This window comes from Actinomadura alba (assembly GCF_014323705.1).
Lineage (GTDB): Bacteria > Actinomycetota > Actinomycetes > Streptosporangiales > Streptosporangiaceae > Actinomadura_C > Actinomadura_C alba.
The window spans coordinates 1-18,974 of record NZ_JABVEC010000047.1 but is presented as its reverse complement, the minus strand read 5'-3'; the positions used below and the strand labels follow the sequence as shown (position 1 = coordinate 18,974).

22 protein-coding genes are annotated in these 18,974 nt (G+C 69.6%); 7 read left to right on the top strand and 15 right to left on the bottom strand.

The annotated features are described in order from the left end of the window. Positions 1 to 157 precede the first annotated feature (157 nt). The 3 genes from HKK74_RS35290 to HKK74_RS35280 form a co-directional block, all read right to left on the bottom strand. Positions 158 to 1,198: a CU044_5270 family protein gene (locus HKK74_RS35290; protein ID WP_187247766.1), complete on the bottom strand. Its 1,041-nt coding sequence runs from the start codon at positions 1,196 to 1,198 to the stop codon at positions 158 to 160. Between the two features lie 2 nt (positions 1,199 to 1,200). Next, positions 1,201 to 1,818, bottom strand: a complete 618-nt coding sequence (locus HKK74_RS35285) for an RNA polymerase sigma factor (RefSeq protein WP_187247765.1) — start codon at positions 1,816 to 1,818, stop codon at positions 1,201 to 1,203. A 154-nt stretch (positions 1,819 to 1,972) separates the two neighbouring features. Further along, on the bottom strand, positions 1,973 to 2,770 hold the full coding sequence (locus HKK74_RS35280; protein ID WP_246492300.1) for an NIPSNAP family protein: 798 nt from the start codon (positions 2,768 to 2,770) through the stop codon (positions 1,973 to 1,975). Positions 2,771 to 2,855: 85 nt separating this feature from the next. On the opposite strand from HKK74_RS35280, the gene HKK74_RS35275 reads away from it, so the two are divergent. Further along, complete coding sequence (locus HKK74_RS35275) at positions 2,856 to 3,836, top strand: GlxA family transcriptional regulator (RefSeq protein WP_187247764.1); 981 nt, start codon at positions 2,856 to 2,858, stop codon at positions 3,834 to 3,836. Between the two features lie 96 nt (positions 3,837 to 3,932). Further along, positions 3,933 to 5,249 carry an alpha/beta fold hydrolase gene (locus HKK74_RS35270; protein WP_187247763.1) on the top strand — a complete coding sequence of 439 codons (1,317 nt, stop codon included), beginning with the start codon at positions 3,933 to 3,935 and terminating at the stop codon, positions 5,247 to 5,249. Positions 5,250 to 5,290: 41 nt separating this feature from the next. Here the strand turns inward: HKK74_RS35270 and HKK74_RS35265 are convergent, their stop codons facing one another. Then, the gene (locus HKK74_RS35265) at positions 5,291 to 6,136 is read right to left on the bottom strand and encodes a DUF1963 domain-containing protein (RefSeq protein WP_187247762.1); all 846 of its coding nucleotides are present in this window, start codon (positions 6,134 to 6,136) and stop codon (positions 5,291 to 5,293) included. A gap of 8 nt (positions 6,137 to 6,144) precedes the next feature. Between HKK74_RS35265 and HKK74_RS41700 the strand changes: the two genes are divergently transcribed. Next, positions 6,145 to 6,987: a helix-turn-helix transcriptional regulator gene (locus HKK74_RS41700; RefSeq protein ID WP_187247790.1), complete on the top strand. Its 843-nt coding sequence runs from the start codon at positions 6,145 to 6,147 to the stop codon at positions 6,985 to 6,987. A gap of 49 nt (positions 6,988 to 7,036) precedes the next feature. On the opposite strand, the gene HKK74_RS35255 is transcribed toward HKK74_RS41700, so the two are convergent. Next, complete coding sequence (locus HKK74_RS35255; protein ID WP_187247761.1) at positions 7,037 to 7,438, bottom strand: VOC family protein; 402 nt, start codon at positions 7,436 to 7,438, stop codon at positions 7,037 to 7,039. A gap of 141 nt (positions 7,439 to 7,579) precedes the next feature. On the opposite strand from HKK74_RS35255, the gene HKK74_RS35250 reads away from it, so the two are divergent. Continuing rightward, the gene (locus tag HKK74_RS35250) at positions 7,580 to 8,392 is read left to right on the top strand and encodes a maleylpyruvate isomerase family mycothiol-dependent enzyme (protein ID WP_187247760.1); all 813 of its coding nucleotides are present in this window, start codon (positions 7,580 to 7,582) and stop codon (positions 8,390 to 8,392) included. 70 nt (positions 8,393 to 8,462) lie between these two features. Here the strand turns inward: HKK74_RS35250 and HKK74_RS35245 are convergent, their stop codons facing one another. The 8 genes from HKK74_RS35245 to HKK74_RS35210 form a co-directional block, all read right to left on the bottom strand. Further along, positions 8,463 to 9,266 carry an ABC transporter permease gene (locus HKK74_RS35245; protein ID WP_187247759.1) on the bottom strand — a complete coding sequence of 268 codons (804 nt, stop codon included), beginning with the start codon at positions 9,264 to 9,266 and terminating at the stop codon, positions 8,463 to 8,465. Beyond that, positions 9,263 to 10,237: an efflux ABC transporter ATPase subunit, DrrA-related gene (locus HKK74_RS35240; protein WP_187247758.1), complete on the bottom strand. Its 975-nt coding sequence runs from the start codon at positions 10,235 to 10,237 to the stop codon at positions 9,263 to 9,265. Before HKK74_RS35240 ends, HKK74_RS35245 begins: the two co-directional genes overlap by 4 nt. A gap of 28 nt (positions 10,238 to 10,265) precedes the next feature. Further along, complete coding sequence (locus tag HKK74_RS35235) at positions 10,266 to 11,111, bottom strand: DUF4097 family beta strand repeat-containing protein (protein WP_187247757.1); 846 nt, start codon at positions 11,109 to 11,111, stop codon at positions 10,266 to 10,268. Positions 11,112 to 11,201: 90 nt separating this feature from the next. Next, complete coding sequence (locus HKK74_RS35230) at positions 11,202 to 11,765, bottom strand: toxin-antitoxin system HicB family antitoxin (protein ID WP_187247756.1); 564 nt, start codon at positions 11,763 to 11,765, stop codon at positions 11,202 to 11,204. Positions 11,766 to 11,987: 222 nt separating this feature from the next. Continuing rightward, positions 11,988 to 12,188 carry a hypothetical protein gene (locus HKK74_RS35225; RefSeq protein ID WP_187247755.1) on the bottom strand — a complete coding sequence of 67 codons (201 nt, stop codon included), beginning with the start codon at positions 12,186 to 12,188 and terminating at the stop codon, positions 11,988 to 11,990. Positions 12,189 to 12,386: 198 nt separating this feature from the next. After that, complete coding sequence (locus HKK74_RS35220) at positions 12,387 to 12,770, bottom strand: VOC family protein (protein ID WP_187247754.1); 384 nt, start codon at positions 12,768 to 12,770, stop codon at positions 12,387 to 12,389. Continuing rightward, positions 12,763 to 13,089 carry an ArsR/SmtB family transcription factor gene (locus HKK74_RS35215; protein WP_312882095.1) on the bottom strand — a complete coding sequence of 109 codons (327 nt, stop codon included), beginning with the start codon at positions 13,087 to 13,089 and terminating at the stop codon, positions 12,763 to 12,765. Before HKK74_RS35215 ends, HKK74_RS35220 begins: the two co-directional genes overlap by 8 nt. Before the next feature lie 22 nt (positions 13,090 to 13,111). Next, entirely contained in the window at positions 13,112 to 13,546 is a 435-nt protein-coding gene (locus tag HKK74_RS35210; protein ID WP_187247752.1) for an SRPBCC domain-containing protein, read from the bottom strand. A 505-nt stretch (positions 13,547 to 14,051) separates the two neighbouring features. Between HKK74_RS35210 and HKK74_RS35205 the strand changes: the two genes are divergently transcribed. Then, positions 14,052 to 14,843: an ABC transporter ATP-binding protein gene (locus HKK74_RS35205; RefSeq protein ID WP_187247751.1), complete on the top strand. Its 792-nt coding sequence runs from the start codon at positions 14,052 to 14,054 to the stop codon at positions 14,841 to 14,843. Positions 14,844 to 14,894: 51 nt separating this feature from the next. Continuing rightward, positions 14,895 to 16,205, top strand: coding sequence for an ABC transporter permease (locus HKK74_RS35200; protein WP_222723130.1), 1,311 nt, complete (start codon positions 14,895 to 14,897; stop codon positions 16,203 to 16,205). Between the two features lie 140 nt (positions 16,206 to 16,345). Here HKK74_RS35200 and HKK74_RS35195 read toward each other — a convergent pair whose 3' ends face one another. Next, positions 16,346 to 16,609, bottom strand: a complete 264-nt coding sequence (locus HKK74_RS35195) for a hypothetical protein (RefSeq protein ID WP_187247749.1) — start codon at positions 16,607 to 16,609, stop codon at positions 16,346 to 16,348. 281 nt (positions 16,610 to 16,890) lie between these two features. Between HKK74_RS35195 and HKK74_RS35190 the strand changes: the two genes are divergently transcribed. Then, positions 16,891 to 17,994 (top strand): hypothetical protein, encoded by a 1,104-nt coding sequence (locus tag HKK74_RS35190; protein ID WP_187247748.1) that lies wholly within the window; start codon positions 16,891 to 16,893, stop codon positions 17,992 to 17,994. 125 nt (positions 17,995 to 18,119) lie between these two features. On the opposite strand, the gene HKK74_RS35185 is transcribed toward HKK74_RS35190, so the two are convergent. Continuing rightward, a complete protein-coding gene (locus tag HKK74_RS35185) occupies positions 18,120 to 18,809 on the bottom strand; it encodes a hypothetical protein (protein WP_187247747.1) in 690 nt (229 codons plus the stop codon). Positions 18,810 to 18,974 lie beyond the last annotated feature (165 nt).

The following is an 18,974-nucleotide window of genomic DNA, read 5'->3' as shown; positions in this document are numbered from 1 at the left end:
GGTTGCGGTGGACCGCGGGTTCGCGGCCATGGTCAGCGCTCACACACGTACTCGCCCGCAAGGCCGGTGACCCTTCTCGGCGCCTTCGGGCCGGAGCCGACGTCCCGCGCCATACGGCGGGACGGCGGGCTCCGGCCGTCGGGCTCACCCGGACGGATCAGTCCGGCAACTGGCCGGCCCTGTCGACGACGACCAGCCGCCATACAGCCGCCGAGCCGGTCACCTCACCCTTCTTCGTACCGCTCCCCGGCACATCCTTCGTGGCGACCGCACGGGTACCGAGGTACTGATAGCTCGCTGGGTCGAAGAAGTACTCCCTGCGTACTCCGTCGTAGGGCGAGGTGAACGCGAGCCGGACTGCACGTCGACCGCCCGGGTCCACGGCCTTGGGATCGCGGGTGACCCCCGGGATCCGCGACGCCGCGGTGAAGAGCGCCTTCCGTACCTTCGCCGGCACGTAGGACTCCCGTGCCACCTCACCCACGGCCTTGAACATCAGCTCCTCTCGGGACCGCCCGCCGTCGCTCTGGTCGTAGAGGTGGTTCCGCATGCCCGTGGGGTCCTTCGGCAGCCCGCTGTGGTCGGCCGGATGGGGAGTGCAGCTCTCGGTCACCCTGACCATCGGCCCTCCGGGCCTGCCCGCGGCCTTCTTCTCGGGGAGGAGCTGAGTTTGCTTGCCGTTCCGGCAGCCCGGCACGGTGGCCGACATGGGCCGGCCCGCCGTCTTCTGCTCAATACGGCCGTCCCGGGTACCGTCGGCCGACAGCCAGACCCGTCGCATCGAGGCGGGGTCCAGTCTGCATTCCGACGTGACCACCCGGCAGGACTCGTACTGCTGACGGGTCTCGACGTATACGAACTGGTCCGGGCGGGGAGCGGTGTCGGACTGGATGGCGGGGCCGGATCCCGCGACGGTCACGGCCGGTCCGCCCGTCGCGGTCGACTGCACCGAACTCCCGCTCCCGCCGGATATCAGCATGACCGGGATGCCGATCGCCGCTGCCGTCCCCAGCGCGGCGAGCCCCAGGATCGGCCGGCTTCCGCCGGACCATGCCAGGCGGCGCCGTGACCGCCGCCCGCCCCGTGACCGCCCGCCCCGGATCGCTTCGGCGAGGCGCTCGCGCTGCGCGGCGAGGGCGGCGGGCGGCTCTTCGTCGAGGTGACGACCGAGGTCGCCGAGCATCTTGAGGTCGTCCATGGTCACTCCTCGTCGAGCAGGGGGTTGGTGTCGCCAAGGGCGGCGCGTACTTTCCGGCGGGCCCGGTTGAGCCGCGATCGCACCGTCCCGACCGGGATGCCGAGCGCGTCGGCGGTCTCGGCGTACGACAGGTCGGCCCAGGCGACGAGCAGCAGCACGTCGCGATCGCCCCTGGAGAGTCCGGCGAGCGCGCCGGCCAGCGCGGGACGGGTCGCGGCCGCGGAGACTCCGACGGCCACCCGGTCGGCCGGTCCCTCGGTGACGACCTCCCGCGGGCTGCGCTCCACCGCCCGGTAACGGGCAGCCTCGGTCCTGCGGTGGCGTGAGATCAGCTTGGTGATGATGCCGAAGAGCCATGGCCGCGCGTCGTGATGCTCGGCGTCGTACCGGTGCCGCTTCTGGAACGCGACGAGGAACGTCTCGCCGACGAGGTCGTCGGCGACCTCGGGACCGAGTCGCTTCGCGACGTACCGGTAGAGCATGGCGCTGTAGCGGTCGAACAGCTCGGCGAACACCTCGGGATCATGGCGCGACGCCACGATCAGCCGGGCGTCCGAGTCCGGCTGAACGAGCCGCTCAGAGATCACCGCGGACACCGGGTGCACCGCGGCCGGGAGCATCTGGTCATGACGCCCTTCCGGTGAGGGGGATGGGAACACCCTGTATCGCCACATGGGCCCCGTCGAGTTCACGCACTCACGGCGGACTTCAGAAGGGAGTATGCCGCCGGCGCCCCACGACACCCGGTGCGGCTTCGGCCCGGCCCTGGTCCGGTCAGCGTAGTCGCGATCGCGCCGTGGGCGTCAGGGTGATGTGCTGCGGTGGGCACTTCAGCAGCGCCGACAGTTCCGGAAGCACCTCTTCGGTCCACGCGCCGGATCCGCGCAGAAGCCTCTCGTGTTCGGCCTGCTCGGCGGCATCGGCGAACGAGGCGAACCACACGAAGACGTTCTCACCGGTCCGCACCGGCAGCGCCGGATACGTGTTCTCCGCGTGCTCGGTCTGGAAGCAGGCCAGCGGCCGCGCCCCCGTCTCGGCCATCAGCGGTGCCACACGGTCGCGGAAGAAACCGGCGAAGTGATCGTCGACCGGCGCGTCCCGGTGATAGATCGTGACCATGACGCGGGACGCGGGCGGCTCTCCGGCGCCCACCGCGGGCCGGACGGAGCCGGCGGGCGGGAACGCGGACCCGGCGGGCGGAAGCCCCGCCCCGCTGCCTACCGGGCGGAGCAGCAGCACATCGTCGCTGTCGATCATCGTGGCCACCGCAGCGTCCCGATGCCTCTTCCAGGCGGTGCCTTCGACGTAGAACGCCGTCAGCGCCTCGGTCCGGGCCCGCATGTCCGCAAAGCCGCGCACCCAGACGAACCGGTCGGGCGCGTCCACATCGCGGAACTGGCCGATGACGCTGATGCCGACGGCCTCCTGCGTCTCGACGAACCGCCGGTCGAAGAGTTCGATGAGTACGTCCCGCCGGCCGGGATGCAGCGTGTACTGCCTCAGCTCGATGACCTGGCAGCGGGGTTCCAGGGCCGGGTCCGGCAGGTCGGCGTTCATGCGTTGGGCGTCCATACGGTCACCGTGTCATCGCCGATGACAGGCCCACGAGTGGCAGGGCTGCCTATATCCGAAAAATTCCCGCCATACACTTGCGGCCATGAGCATTCGCTCCGTCGCCGTCGCGGTGATCGACGACATGCCCGTGTACGAACTCGCCATCGCCTGCGAGATATTCGGCATGGTCAAGGCGTCCCCGGCCGGCCCGCCGTCGTACGACGTGCGGCTGTGCGCGGAGCGGCCCGGCCGGACCAGGACGGAGTCCGGTCTCGTCGTGCACACCGCCCACGGACTGACCGACCTCTCCGACGCCGACACCGTGATCGTGCCTGCCGTGCCGCACGCCTGCCTGGAATCCGGTCTGGAGTTCCCCCCGGACCTCGTCGAGGCGATCCGCCGGGCCGGCGCCGCCGGCGCGCGCGTGGTCTCGTTCTGCAGCGGGGCATTCGTTCTGGCCGCCGCAGGTCTCCTCGACGGCAGACGCGCCACGACCCACTGGCTGCATGCCGACACGCTCGCCGAGCGGCACCCGCGGGTACGGGTGGACGCGTCGGTGCTGTACGTCGACGAGGGTGAGGTGCTCACCAGCGCCGGCCGCAGCGCGGCGCTGGACCTGTGCCTGCACCTGGTGCGCCGCGACCTCGGCGCGCACGTCGCCAATCAGGTGGCCCGGCGGATGGTGGTACCGGCGCACCGGCCGGGCGGCCAGTCGCAGTACATCGACCTGTCGGTCCCCGAGGCGGGCGACGACGGGCTCGGGCCGGTGCTGCAGTGGGCGTGCGCTCACCTCGACCGCCCGTTGACGGTCGACGATCTAGCCACGCGGGCCCGGATGAGCCAGCGGACGTTCGTCCGCCGCTTCCACGCCACGACCGGCACGACCCCGCTGCGGTGGCTGCTGGGCCAGCGCCTCATGCGCGCCCAGGCCCTGCTCGAACGGACCGATCTGCCGATCGACCAGGTCGGTGAACGCAGCGGTCTCGGCTCTGCGGCCAACCTGCGACGGCACTTCGCCCTCAATGTCGGGGTGACCCCCACGGACTACCGGCGCGCCTTCCGCGACGCGGACCCCGGCAGCTGAAGGCCCTGTCCGACCAACGGCGCCGCGGACACGCCGGGCGGTGAGGTAGGCCGTCCGTCCGGCGGCCTGATCGGACGCGTCGGGTACGGTCGGCCGGTGACCACGTATCGACACCCCGGCACCGTACTGACCGATCACACCTTCGCCGTCCCGCTCGACCACGACGACCCGGGCGGCGAGCAGATCGAGCTGTACGCACGGGAGGTCGTCGCAGCCGACCATGCCGACGCCCGGTTGCCCTGGCTGCTCTTCCTGCAGGGCGGGCCCGGCTTCGGCGGTCCACGGCCGGTCGGCCGCCAGGACTGGCTCGATCGGGCGCTCGACGAGTACCGGGTGCTGCTGCTCGACCAGCGCGGCACCGGCCGGTCCAGCCCCGCCAACCGCCACACGCTGGGGCGGCGCGGAGACGCCAGGGCGCAGGCCGACTACCTCGCCCACTTCCGTGCCGACTCGATCGTGCGCGACGCCGAGGTGATACGCCGCGCACTGATCGGCGACGAGCCCTGGAGCGTGCTGGGTCAGAGCTTCGGCGGGTTCTGCACCGTCACGTATCTGTCGTTCGCCCCTGAGGGCGTACGCGAGGCGTTCATCACCGGTGGCCTCCCGGGCCTGGACGTCACCGCCGACGACGTCTACCGCGCCGCCTATCCGCGGATGTTGGCTCGCAACGCCCAGTACTACGAGGCGTACCCCGGTGACGTCGAACGGGTCAGGCGGCTGGCGGCGCACCTGCGCGACCATGACGTACGGCTGCCCGGTGGCGGGCGGTTCACCCCCGAGGGGTTGCAGGCGCTCGGCCGCGTTCTCGGCGTCGGCGGCGGAAGTCACCAGCTCCACTACCTGATCGAGGACGCCTTCGCCGGCGACCCGGGCGGCTCGGAGTTGCCCGACGGCGCTCTGCCCGACGGCTTCCTCTTCGACGTCGCGGCACACCTGACGTTCGCCGCGGCTCCTCTCTACGCTCTGCTGCATGAGCAATGCCTGGGGCAGGGCTTCACCGGCGCGACCCGCTGGTCGGCGCAGCGGATCCGTGCCGAGTTCGCCGAGTTCGACCCGGCCGAGGCGCTCGACCGGGATGCTCCCGTCCTGTTCACCGGGGAAATGATCTATCCCTGGATGTTCGAGGCCGATCTGGTGCTGCGGCCACTGCGCGAGACGGCCGACCTGCTGGCCGAACGCGATTCATGGCCCGACCTCTACGACGCCGACCGGCTGCGCGCCAACGACGTGCCGGTCGCCGCCGCCGTCTACCACGACGACATGTACGTGGAGCGCGAGCACTCGCTGCGCACCGCCGGCTCGATCCGCGGCCTGCGCCCGTGGATCACCAATGAGTACGAGCACAGCGCGCTGCGCACCGACGGCGTCACCGTCCTCGACCGGCTCATCGCACTGGCCCGCGGCAACGCCTGACCGCGGTCGGCGGCACCGTCACCAGAGGGACGCTCAGGGTTCTACCAGCCGTTCGGGCAGGTCACTGTATCGGTGAAGTCACCGTTGCGGAGGTCCGATTTCGGGGTGAAGAAGTGCAGCGCGCCTCCCTCGCTCCACTCCCAGAGTTCATTGCTTCCGAGCTCGAGAAGATGGACGTAGTCGTCCGCGTCCAGCAAGGGTGAGGCCGCCAGGAGTTCCGGCCAGCCGAACGCCTGATATTCAAAGCGTCCCTGCGTCTGTCTGCTGTACTCCCGCCAAGCCGTTCCCAGGTTTTCGTCCACGTAGATGCCAGGCTTGCTGACGTACCACCCAGGGACGGTGTCCGGGAGTCTGAGCGAATCCATCGCCCAGTCCCAAGGGTCGGGAAGCGTGATGATCGGTGCTGCGTACAACGGCACCGGTTCAAACCGGCTGGCGGGCGGCGGTGCGGGCACCTCCACGGCGCGTTGCGGATCGGCCCGGACGACCCGGCCCATCGTCGAACCCCAGAGGTCGCCGAGGTCCACCTCCTTGAGGTACCTGTCGTAGTCCTCCTTGTAGCCGGTGTCCGGGCGCAGGAAGAAGACGTTGAGCAGGCCGGCCCCGGCGGGCAGTCCATCGACCCATTCCGCGAGACTGTCCGCGTCCAGAATGGCCAGCAGGCTGAGTGGGAAACCCTCATACTGTGGCCACGGCGTCCCCGGATCGAGGAGCGCCGGACCGCCGAGCCGACAGTGGCCCGTCGCGGCCTCGCCGTCTCCGACGGGCCTGAGCCCGACCCCGCGCATGGCCAACTCCGAGAGTTGCGCTCCCACGTCCTCGCCGAGATGCTCCACACACAGCGCTCGCATGCCTGCCAGAACTTCCTCAAGATCCATATGGAGCATCTTTGCGGATGCTCCAGTGCGTGAACGAGCGGCCCGGCTTGGCCTGGCAAGTCGTGGCCGTCGCGACGATTTCAGCCGCCGTGCTCTCACCGGCTCCGCCATCTGTGCCCTTGATTCCTGACGCGGAGTCGGAGTTCTCGCATCGTGGAGGGATACTGCACTACGTGTACCGGGAACGACCGTCACGGGTGGCCGGTGCCGTCCTGTGGCAGCGCACCGTAACCACCGTGACGACGACGCAGCGAGTGCTGCCGGACGGCTGCATCGACCTGATCTGGGCCGGCGGTGAGTTGCTGGTGGCCGGGCCCGACACCGCGGCGCACCTGGCGACGGGCGCGCCGGACTCCGGTTACACCGGGCTGCGCTTCGCTCCCGGCACCGGCTCGACGGTGATCGGCGTGCCCGCTTACGAGCTGCGCGACAGCCGCGTGCCGCTGGCCGATCTGTGGTCGGCCGCGCACGTCCGCGCCCTCGCCGACCGCCTGGCCGCCGCGGAGGCACCGGGCATCGTGATGGAGGAGATGGCGATCGACCGGCTGCACCGGACCGATCCGGTCGACCCGGCGGTGCACGGCATCGTGGCCAGGCTGCGCGCCGGCGCGCCGGTCGCGGCCATCGCGGCCGAGACCGGGCTGAGCGAGCGTCAGCTGCACCGGCGCTGCCTGGGCGTCTTCGGGTACGGCCCCAAGACGCTGACCAGGATCCTGCGCATGAACCGCGCCGTCGATCTGGCCCGTACCGGCACGCCGTTCGCCACCGTGGCGGTTACGTCGGGCTACGCCGACCAGGCCCATCTCGCCCGCGAGGTGAAGTCCCTGACCGGCGTTCCCCTGGGCGCACTCGTGCGATAGCCGCCCGTACGGCCCGGGCCACAGGCGACCAGGGGCCGGTCACGGGCGATTACGACGCGGACGGCAGCGGCGCGAAGAGATCGACCCCGTTGCCGTCCGGGTCGAGCAGGGACGCGTAACGCTGACCCCACACCGCGTCCCAGGGCTCCAGGTGCCCCTCGTACCCGGCCTTGACGAAGTCGGCGTAGACGCGGTCCACCTCGCCCGGGTCATCGCAGAGGAACGCCAGGCCGATGCGCCCGCCGCCGTCGGACGGAGTCCAGCTCGGGTCGAAGGACTTGACCGTCTCGGCGGTGTCCCAGGCGAGCCGCAGCCCGCCCGGGAGGGTCACCTCGACATGCGGCGCCTCGTCCGCCTCCGGCGGGATCTCGAGGCCCAGGCGTCGATAGAAGGCCAGTGACCTGCCCATATCGGTCACGACCATGCCGATCAGATTGAAGGTAGGTGCCATACAGTCACCGTACGGACCCGCCTGCGGCTCCGTCTTGAACGAATCAGACGTCTCCGCACCCGCGCCGGCCGGCCTGGGCACCCGGACCGTGCGGCTCACCGGGGCTTGTAGCCGGTGATCGGACTATGGCACGGTCTGGCCATGAACCCGTTCGACGACGACATGCCGGGGAACGTGGCGGCCTTCGAGCAGACCGTCCGCTCCACGATCGCCCTCTCGGAGACGTTCGGTGCGGCGGAGTGGGATCTGCCGACCGAGTGCCCCGGCTGGACGGTCCGCGATCAGGTGGCGCATATCGTCGGCGTCGAGCGGATGCTGCTGGGTGACCCACCGGAGGAGCACACGCTGCCCGCCGAGCTCCCCCATGTACGGAACGACTTCGGGCGATTGCTGGAGATCGCCGTCGACGCCCGCCGTACGACGTCGCCCGAGACCGTGCTCGCCGAGTTGCGCGAGACGCTGAGCCGGCGGCTCACCGCCCTCGCCGCCATCGACCCGCGCCGGCAGATCACGTCGCCGGACGGGCGGCCGGGGCCGTACTCACGGTTCATGATGTTCCGCGCGTTCGACTGCTGGGTCCATGAACAGGACATCCGGCGGGCGGTCGGCCGTCCCGGCAATCTCGATGCGCCGGCCGCCGAACGCGCACGCCACATCCTGGGCTCGGGCATGCCGGCCGTGGTTGCCAAACGAGCGGGGGCCGGCCCCGGAAGCTCGGTCATCTTCAAGATCACTGGTCCCCCGACGTTCCGCTCCTGCATATTGGTCGGCGATGACGGGCGGGCCCGGTGGGCGGAGCCGGAGCCGAATCCGACGGTGACGCTGGCGATGGACTGGGAGGCGTACATGCGACTTGCCGCCGGCCGCTGCGCGCCCACCGCCGTCGACATCGCCATCGACGGTGACCACGAACTGGCCGGCCGTGTCCTCGGGAACATGACCGTCACCCCCTGAGCGTCCAACACGCTGAAGGCGCCCCTCCGGTGTGGGTCGGCGGTGGGGCGCCTTTGCGTTGCGTCGGTGGTCAGGCGCTGACCGCCTTCTTGTAGAGGCGGGTCGCCAGCGGGATGAACACGATCAGCATGACGGCGATCCAGAGCAGTGATGCCGGGATGGCGTGCTGGATGGGCCAGGCGTCCGAGGTCTTCATCGCGGTGCTGGTGTTGCCGAAGAGTTCGCGTGCGGCTTGGGTGAAGGTGGAGACGGGATTCCACTCGGCGACGACGCGCAGCGGCGTGGGCAGTTTGGAGCTGTCGATGAACGCGTTGGAGATGAACATCAGCGGGAAGGAGACCATGGTGGCGATGTTGTTGAAGCTTTCTGGGGTGCGCAGGGCCAGCGCGACGGTCGCGGTGAACCAGGAGAACGCGTAGGCGAACAGCAGCAGCAGCCCGAAGCCGAGGACGGCCTCGTAGGGCGAGGTGTGCACCCGCCAGCCGACGACCAGTCCCATCACTGCCATGACGACCAGGCTGGCGAGGTTCATCAGCAGGTCGCTGACGGTCTGGCCGATCAGCACCCCGGACGGGGCCATGGGCAGCGAGCGGAACCGGTCGAAGATGCCCTTCTGCAGGTCCAGGGTCAGCGTGTAGCCGGTGGTCTGCGCGCTGATGAGCACGGCTTGGACGAAGATGCCGGGGAGCAGGAACTCCTTGTAGGACATCCCCGGGATCTCGATGACGCTGCCGAAGACGTAGGCGAACATCAGCACGAACACGATCGGGAACATGATCGCGGCGCCGAGCAGGTCCGGCGACCGCCTGATCTTCAGGGTGTTGCGCCTGGCGATGGTCCAGCCGTCGGCGATGGGCATGGTGATGGCGTTCATCGGGTGGCCTCCTGGACTTGCTCGTCGGTGCCGGACGCCTGGTGCCCGGTCAGGGTGAGGTAGACGTCGTCGAGGGTGGGGCGCCGCAGCCCGGCGTCCCGCACCCGGACCCCTTCCTCGGCCAGCCGCCCGAGGGCCTGGCGGAGCGCCTCCGGGCCGTCGGTGACCGGGACGGTGATCTGCAGCGACTCCGGCACGGTCCGCATGGCGCCGACGGCGATCCAGGCGAGCGTCTTCCGGGCGGTCTCCAGCTCGGCGGCGTCGGTCACGGTCAGCTCGATGCGGTTGCCGCCGACCTGGTCCTTGAGCTCGTCGGCGGTACCGCGGGCGATGGCGCGGCCGTGGTCGACCACCATGATCTGGTCGGCGAGGTGGTCGGCCTCTTCCATGTACTGGGTGGTCAGCAGCAGCGTGCTGCCGCCCGCGACGAGTTCGGAGATGGTGTCCCACAGCGCGGTGCGGGCGCGGGGGTCCAGGCCTGTGGTGGGTTCGTCCAGGAACAGCACCGGCGGGTCGGCGACCAGCGCGCCGGCGAGGTCGATGCGGCGGCGCATGCCGCCGGAGTAGCCCTTCACCGGACGGTCGGCGGCGTCGGTGAGGTCGAAGCGTTCGAGCAGCTCGCGGGCGCGGGCCTTGCTGCGCTTGGCGCCCAGGTGGTAAAGGCGTCCGACCATCTCCAGGTTCTCGGCGCCGGTGAGGTGCTCGTCGACGGCGGCGTACTGGCCGGACAGCCCGATGTGCGCGCGCAGCCGCCGCGCGTCACCGACGACGTCGCATCCGGCGACCGTGGCGCGGCCGCCGTCCGGCTGCAGCAGCGTGGTCAGCACCCGGACCGTCGTGGTCTTTCCGGCGCCGTTCGGGCCGAGCAGGGCGAGCACCGTCCCTTGCGGGACGGTGAAGCTCAGCTCGTCCAGAGCGGTCACCTCGCCGTATCTCTTGACCAGTCCTTCGGCGGTGATCGCGTCGCTCATGGGGGGTCTCCTTGCTGGTGTCGGGGGGTCAGGACCGGTGGATGTCGATGTCGCCGTAGTTGGTGTGCGCGTGCACCTCGACGACCGTGTCGGCGGTGTCGGGGCCGTCGGTGGCGGTCAGGGTGTTGCGCACCACGCCGTTCTTGGAGTGCAGGTCCAGCCAGGCGGCCGTGCCCTCGGGGATGCCGACGCTGACCTTGCCGTGGCCGCCCTCCAGGTGGACGGTGCCGCGCACCACCGCGCCGATCCGGATCCGGCCGTGCGCGGCCTTGGCGGTGAGGTCGGCCAGCGCGCGGCCGACGGTGACGTTTCCGGTGCCGGTCTTCAGCTCCAGGTCGCCGGTCGCCTCGCCGAGATTGATGTCGCCGGTGGAGTTCTTCACCGTGCCGGGGCCATCGATGGTCCCGATCCGGATCGCCCCGGTGGAGGCGGTCACCTCGGCGGGTCCGGTCACCCGGTCCACGGAGATGTCGCCGATGGAGGCCTTGGCCTCCAGCGGGCCGGTCTCCTCCAAGCGGACGTCGCCGGCCGAGCTGTGCAGGACGGTCTGGCCGAGCGGGCCGGTGGCGATGAAGTTTGCGGCACCCCTGGCCTCGACGCGGGATCCGGCCGGCAGGTCGACGGTCACGTCGATGTGGCCGCGCCAGTTCCGCAGGTAGGCCAGGCCCTTGGGCTTGGGGCCCTTGACCAGCAGCCGTCCGCCGGAGAATTCAACGATCGCCTGCTCGGCGGCCTGCACGCTCGCCTCGGCGGACGGGTCGCTGGGGCGCACCTCCACCACGGTGTCGGTGCGGTCGCTCGCGTTGATCCGGACTTGGCCGACATAGATCTCGATGTCAGCGGTGATCGGTTCGGGAGTCTCGAAAGCAGGCATGGCGGAGCCCTCCTCATGGGTCCTGTGGAACATCCCGGCCTCGGGGCCGGGCGACGAGTGGTGATGGGTGATGGGGCCGAGCGGGTGCTGTCAGCGCACCCAGCCGGTGTAGCTGCGCCCGCTCTGGGACTGCTGCGGCTGGTCGGCGGGACGACTCCCCGCGCCGGGCTCGAACGCGGCGGAGACGGCGCGGACCAGCCAGGCGTTGACCGAGAGTCCCTGCCGGCCGGCCTCCTCCTCCACTCGCAGCTTGAGGTGCTCAGGCAGCCGCAGTGTCATCCGCGCGGTGCCGCCTTCATCGGAGGACGGCGGTCCGGCCGGCGGCGCGGCATGCGTGGTGGCGGGCGGCGATACGGCTGCCCGGACGGTCTCCGCTCCGCCGCCGACCGCGTGCCCCACGGATGGCACCGTCTGCGGCGGCGTCACCACGAACGCCGGGTCGCCGCCGCGCAGCCGCACCTCGACCGAGCCCGGTGCGAGATCGCTGGTGATCTCGTCCGCCGCGGCCGACAGCGCCTCCAGCAGGGTGAGTCTGGCGGCCGATTCCAGGGCGCCGGTGAGGCGCTCGGCCAGCGCGCGAGCGTCCGGGCCGCCCGCCTCGGCGGCGACGGCAAGTTCGCGGCGGAGGTTATCGACGTACGGCATCAGGTCCATGCCGCAACTATGACGTCAGAATGACGTCACGTCAAGCGCCAGTTTGACGTCGCCGCGCATAGAGTTGACGTCGTGGTCGCGCAACCGCCCGGACAAGCGGTGATGCGCCGAGGACAGCGTTGTCGACGGAGCGAGATCAGGACCCGCCTCGGCCCAATCGGATGATGTTCGGGTTGTTCTCTTCGGCGTGTCGTCGGCCGGACTGAGGCGGAGTGGCCTGGCTCAGTCGGTGGTATCGCCGGAACTCAGGTGGTAGGGCAGGTAGCAGATCGTCGTCCAGTTGTGCTTCTGGCACGTCACACACTGGTAGGTGCGGTGCCCGCGGTAGGCCTCGACGAGGTCGAGGCGGCACTGACATGGGTGCCATCCCACGAGCACCCGCCGTGGCCCCAGCTGATGCCCGTAGGGACATGTCGTCGGCATCTGATGGCTCACCATCACGTGCCCAGTATCCGCCCAGGGGGAGCGCTCGTCCCAGCTGGGGCGGCAGGGTCATTACGTACGGGTTCGTCGGCCTTGGCGCCTCGGGCGCGGTGTCACTCCTTTAGGGAGTGCCCGTTCCCTCGATAGAGGAGAAGACCCAAGCGTCGGAGGCGGTCCATTGGGCGGTCACTGCAAGGATCAGCCGGACTCTGCGAGCAGATGTACGACACCGGCCGGGTTCTTGATCCAGTGGGTTCTGGAATCGAGGTTCTCCAGGGGTTCTACCTCGTCACACGGGCGGATACCGATGTCGGCCAGCTTGCCCGTCGCCGCGTCCAGGTCATCGGTGTGGAGCTGCAGCCACAGGTCGGGCTGACTGTAGTTGTCGACACAGTCGAGCCACAGCGTATTGGGACCGAACCGCACCGAATGAGTTCTCGAGACGGTCGGCGCGTAGGAGACATCATCCTCTTTGACCTCGAAGCCCAGGGTGTCGCGGTAGAAGGCCACGGTGGCCTCGTACTGCGCCTTGGGGATCTTCATGGCGATGTTCAGGCCGGCGGTGAATTCAGGCTTATTCATTGTTGCGTGACTCCTTCGTGTCGGTGGCGTCCAGTGCGCGTTCCAACGCGGTCAGCCGGTCATCCCACCTGTTGGCGAGCATGGCCAGCCACACCTGGGCCGCGCGAATGGGGGCTGGTTCCAACCGGTAGGGATGGCGACGGCCTGCCGGTTCGCCGGAGCTGATCAGGCCCGCTTCGGCGAGCTGGCCGAGGTGCTTGGCCACCGCCTGGCGGCTGACCGGCAACCGTCGCGCCAGATCAGTGACGGTTGCCGGCCCGGCGCGGACGAGCTCCTCCAGCAGCGCCCGCCGCGTCGGATCCGTGAGCGCCGCGAACACCGCGACGGCCTGCCCCTCTGAATCAGGCGGTCGCATCGAGGTAGGCCCCCAGGTCGACGAGCTCTGCGTCCCATCCCTGGCTATTAGCCTTGTGGGCGGACCGGGCCACGTCGTCAGCGGCCTGGGCGAACCCGCTCTCCACGAGGCACAGCCGGGTGCCGTCCGGTACTTGCTCCAGAGTGAACTCCACAAGCGTCTGGGGTGCGTCGTTCCCCGGCAGGCCCTCGATTCCCCACCTGAACGCGAAACGGTGTGGTGGGTCGACAACCGCGATCGTGGCGACGGATTCCTGGCCGAGGTCCTCCCAACGGAAGTACGCTCGCCCGCCGGGCCGCAGATCTATCTCAGCCACCGAGCCGAACCACCGCGAGAGCCCTTCGGCGGTGATCAGGGCGGCCCACACCCGCTCAATGGGGTGCCGCAGCACCACCTCACGCTCGATCGTGTCTGAAACCATGCCCACCCTCCGTCGCAACCTTTGAGTTGCCATCAATATAGCAACATAAAGGTTGCGATAGTCGCCCGCAAGCCCTCGGGCTGCGGCATGATCGGGGCACTGGTTCTCTCACTCACCAGAAACGTGCCCACCTCCGCGACCGCCTGTGCACCCGCGGCAGGGCAGAAACCGGCGAACGCTACGACTCCCTGCTCAGCCTCGGCGATCAGCACTCCCGCCGCCGGCCATCTCGCTTCTCCCAGCAAGGCATCCCAACCAGGCCCCGTACCTTCTGGTGGTCCAGGCGGCGCGCGGCTACCGGGGCGGTCCCGCCGGACGGGCTCACCCGGTGGCGACCCGTGTCCGGGCCCGGCCCTCATTGACGGCGCCGGCCGGGCGCATCGGCCGGGCAGGTGGAGTTTTGTCTACCCGCATCGGCGACCTGGGACCATCGTCGCGCGCTTCCTTGGTCCATAGCTTTGTGGGCAGACGGCGAGCAGAGAACGCCGATTAAGGAGGCCTGACAATGGCGAGACACGGAAATGCGAATTCCGCAACGACGGATGAGGCACTGCGGTTGGTTTCAGTGCGGAAGATGTACGGGTCGGCGGGTAATTCGGTGACGGCGCTGGACGGTGTGAGCCTGGCCCTGCCGCCCGGGACCTTCACCGCGGTGATGGGCCCGTCGGGGTCGGGCAAGAGCACCCTGCTGCAGTGCGCGGCGGGGCTCGATCAGCCGACCGGTGGTCAGGTCTTCGTCGACGGAGCCGAGATGACCGGCGGCAGCGAGACCGCGCTCACCAAATTCCGGCGGGACCGGATCGGCTTCATCTTCCAGCAGTTCAACCTGCTCCCCACCCTCACCGTCCTGCAGAACGTCACCCTGCCCCTTCGCCTGGCCGGCCGCAGGATCGACCGCAAGCACTGCATCACCACCCTGCAACGCGTCGGCCTCGGCGACCGCCTGCACCACCGCCCCGCCGAGTTGTCCGGCGGCCAGCAGCAGCGTGTCGCCATCGCCCGGGCACTGGTCACCAACCCCAAGGTCGTCTTCGCCGACGAACCCACCGGCGCCCTCGACACCCGCAGCGCCCGCGACGTCCTCACACTGCTCGCCGAAGCCGTCCACCTGTACGGCCAGACCGTGGTGATGGTCACCCACGACCCCATCGCCGCCTCCTACGCCGACTCCGTCCTCTTCCTCGCCGACGGCCAGATCGTCGGACACCTCCCCCGCCCCACCCCCGAAACCGTCGCCGAACGCATGACCCACCTCGGCGACCAGGCCGACCGGCGACGCGTCATCGCGGGGGTGTGACCGATGCTCAGGCTGGCTCTGCGTTCCCTGCGATTCCGCACCGGTGGTTTCGTGGCGACTTTCCTTTCGATGTTCCTGGGCGCGACGATGGTGATGGCCTTCGCCTCGATGCTCGACACCGCGCTCGGCGACGGCGTGCCCGCGGCCTCCCAGGAGACCCTGCTCACCATGGCGAACGTCGTCGGCGGCTGGGGCCTGCTCATGGTGGCCTTCGCCGTCACCTCGACCCTGACCCTGTCCGTACGGCAGCGCAGCACCGAGATGGCATTGCTGAAGAGCATCGGCGCGACCCCGGCCCAGATCGGCCGCATGATCGTCGGCGAGACGGCCGTCGTCGCCGTCGTCGCGGCCGCGCTCGCGATCCCGTTCGCCGTTCTCGGCGGCAGCCGGTTGCTGGAGGTGCTGATCTCCACCGACCAGGTGGACCCCGGCGTGACGTACGTCTTCGGACCGGCCGCCCTCGGCATAGGGCTCGGGGTGACGTTCGTCGGCTCCACGATCGCCGCGATGTTGACCACCAGGCGCACGACCCGTATGCGGGTGGCCGACTCACTACTCGACGCCTCGACCGGCAGGGCACGGATGGGCAAGGTACGCCTGATCGCGGCCCTGCTATTCCTCGCCGGCGGCACCAACCTCGGCGTCATCACCGCCACGGTCATGCACGGCAAGGGAACGGATGCGATGCAGACGGCGGGTTCGGCATCGATCGTGTTCGCCATCGGGCTCGCGCTCCTCGGCCCCTTCCTGGTGCGCCGGGTGACCGCCGCGCTGGCATGGCCGCTGCAGTGGGTGGCCGGCGTCGGCGGCTACCTCACCGTGCAGAACGTGCGGCAGCGTACGAACGAGATGGCCACCGCGCTCATGCCGATCATCCTGTTCACCGGAATCGCCACCGGAACCCTCTACATGCAGGACATCGACAACAAGGCGCTCGCCACCACCGGCGCGGTGCAGACGAGCTTGCAGAAGAACATCGAGACGCTCAACCTGGTCGTCATCGGAATGCTCGCGCTGTTCGCCTGCATCATGCTGATCAACACCCTCGTCGCGGCGACGACCTACCGCAGGCGCGAGTTCGGCCAGCAGCGGCTCGTCGGAGTCACCCGCGGGCAGGTGCTCCGAATGGTGGGTCTCGAGGGGATCCTGCTCGCGGCGACCGGCGCGTTTTTCGGAGCGATCGCGTCGCTCGCCACCGTGCTCCCGTTCAGCTTCGCGAGGACCGACTCGATCATTCCGGACTCCTCGATCTGGGTGTTCGCCGGAATCATCACCGTGGCCGTCAGCGTCACGCTGGCCTCGAGCGTCGGCAGCGCATGGCGGGCGATCCGTACACCTGCGGTCGAGGCGGTGATCGCCTGAGAGCGCCGCAGGCGCGAGCACTACACCGCGCGGGGCGGTCGCATCGGCGACCGCCCCGCGCTTACGTGCGCTCACGTTTCCGCCCGGCTCACCCTCGGCCCACAACCGCCGGCCCGCCGACGCGGCCTGGACTTCCATCTCTACGAGATCTGCTGGTTGACCTCACCGATCTGCGCGGCGATCCGCCGTGCCGCTCCCGGTACGTCGTTGACCGGGTGCTGGCGGTCTGCGTTGTGCCAGGAGAAGAACCGTCCACTGAATCCGACGAACACCCATACGTACACGGCGGGGATCGCGGTCTCCACCGCAAGGCCGGCGACCTCCATACGGACCTGTGAGCGGATCTCGTGCTCCCCGGCCAGCGCCGCTCGCAACTCCGCGAGGAGTCCGAGCTCCAGGCTCATGCTCGCTTCCACGCTCCGCCCCTCTCACTCAAGGCCCCTCTCTCAAGGCATGACCGGCGACGTGGGCGGGCAGCCGTCATGCCGACGGCCAACCGTCCCCATGCCAAGTCGTCGGTCCCGCCGTCGATCACTGATCAAGGTTCCTTCGGATGGGTGTCACGTCGCGATATCGCCCGTATCGCATCTATGGCGACTCATGCTCATGTATGTCTCGTCTGTTGCTCGTCTGTGTTAACTTCGGGCAGTCGAAAGGTTAACTTCGGGCAGTCGAAAGGCCGCTGATGACCGAACCTCCCGTACGGCTGAAGGTGCTGCTTCGCGAGCGGCACTGGCAGACGTATCGGACGTTCTGCTCCGAATACGACAAGGCCGCCAGAAGCGTCGACCCCACACTGGTCGGCGGTTGGCCGAGCAGGGCCCAGCTGCACCGATGGCTGAGCGGCGAGGTGAAGGGTCTCCCCTACCCAGACCACTGCCGCGTCCTGGAGAAGATGTTCTCCGGTTGGACGGCGGAACGGCTTTTCGAGCGGTGCCCGGTCGAGGCCCCCGGCCCGCCGGCCGGGGAACCCGCCGAGGCCGGCATCTCCGGTGTCGGCGAACTGCTCGGCCTCATCGAAGAGCGACTCGACACCCCGGCACCGGGTGAGCAGGCCTGGGGAGCCATGTCGCATGTACGGGCCACCGCCGTCGCCGGTCTGCGGTCGATCTCCGAGGTGCTCGGCGGCCAGTCCTTCCACGGTGTCGATGCCCAGGTCCGCGAGCTCGGTCGCAGGCTCTTGGAGCTCCAGCAGCTCCGCCGGTTCAGCGACGCCGAGATCCGTGAACTCGCCGGGCTCTCAGGTCACGTGGTCGAGCTCAGCGCGACGACCTACGTGCACATCGACACCCTCGGCCGGGCCACCGCCGCCTACCGCATCGAGCTGCTGAACCTCACCGGCGAGCCGATCAGCCGGATGACCCGTGAAGTGCCGTTCGAGCACACCGGCGGCCCGCTCGCGGTCTCGCCCACGCCCGACAGTGACCGGCGCATGGAGTTCCAGCCGATGAACGGCGGCTCCGCTCCGGCCAGGTTCACCTTCGAGATCTCCCCTCCACTGCGCCCCGGTGATCAGGCCCGCGTCGGCCATCTCTGCGAGAACGGGAGGTTCGACGGCGACCACCGCTGGCGTCAGGTGATCCGGCACCACACCCGTCATTACACGCTGCGCATCCGCCAGATGAACGTGCAGCTCGCCGACTGCTCCGCCGTCGAGGAGCATCCGGACGGCTCCGAGACCCCGGCCACCGACGGTCTCATCTGGGACTACGACGGTGACGACGTCGTCATCACCGTGACCCGCGACTACCTACGCCCAGGTCAGGCCCTGACGCTGCGCTGGAATTGACCACCCGGCCGACGGCGGCGCGGACGCTTCGTGTGCCGGACCGGCGTACGGCCGAGACCCGGTAGCGCCGCATCGCCAAGGCGGTCGACGAGCTCGCCCGGCTCGGTGCGGAGTGAGCCGCCTGATCAGGTCGCGAGCGCTTGATCGATCTCGGCGAGCAAGCCGAGTGACGTCTCAGAGTCCGTCCGAGCGAACGCGGTCGACACGGCCACCGCGGCCGCTCCGCCGGTGAGCCAGTCGATGACCTCGCGGTACTGGGGGCCGGTCGTGTCCCAGTACGCGTTCAGCAGACGCGGACGGCCGTTCCTCCAGGTCAGTTCCAGGGTCGCCAACTCGTGGAGATGCCGTATCGCCGGTTCATCCGCCAACCGCTCCCATTCGGTGAGCCGTACGGCCAGGTCGACGCCGGCGCAGCCGAGCGCGCAGAGGACCGCGTCGATCCGCGGTCGCGTGGGGTGACGGGCGAGCGTCGCCGACCAGAACGCCGCCAGGAAATCCTCGATCGCTCGCCTTTGCGGCCACGTGCGCCAGCCGGCCCGGGCGAGTTTGCCGAAGACGATCTCGATGTCAGGCCAGGTGAGGTCGCCCGCCGTGGACAGCTCCAGCAGCCGCGGCGTGAAGTAGCGGAAGTCTTCGGCGTCGCCCCAGGTGTTGAGCGCCTTCGCGCCGTACGCCGACAGGTCCTGCACGGTGAGCGCGCGCAGTGGACGGGTTACCAGCGGCAGGTCCGCGTCCGGCTCGACGCAACACGGGCATCCTTCAACGCGTGCCGGCCGCCGCACACCCGCGAACTCGGTATAGAGCTGCTCGATCATGTCCCGCTTTCGTACCGGCCGGTGATGGATTCGCCGGCCGCCCGTGGTGGCGCGGCCTCGTCCGCTCGAGCCAAGGTGCAGGATAAGGCGCTTCTCCTCGTATGTACCGGTTCGGCACCCTCGCTCGTCTCCTGGCCGGCACCTCACGGCCGTCGGTTCTCAGCC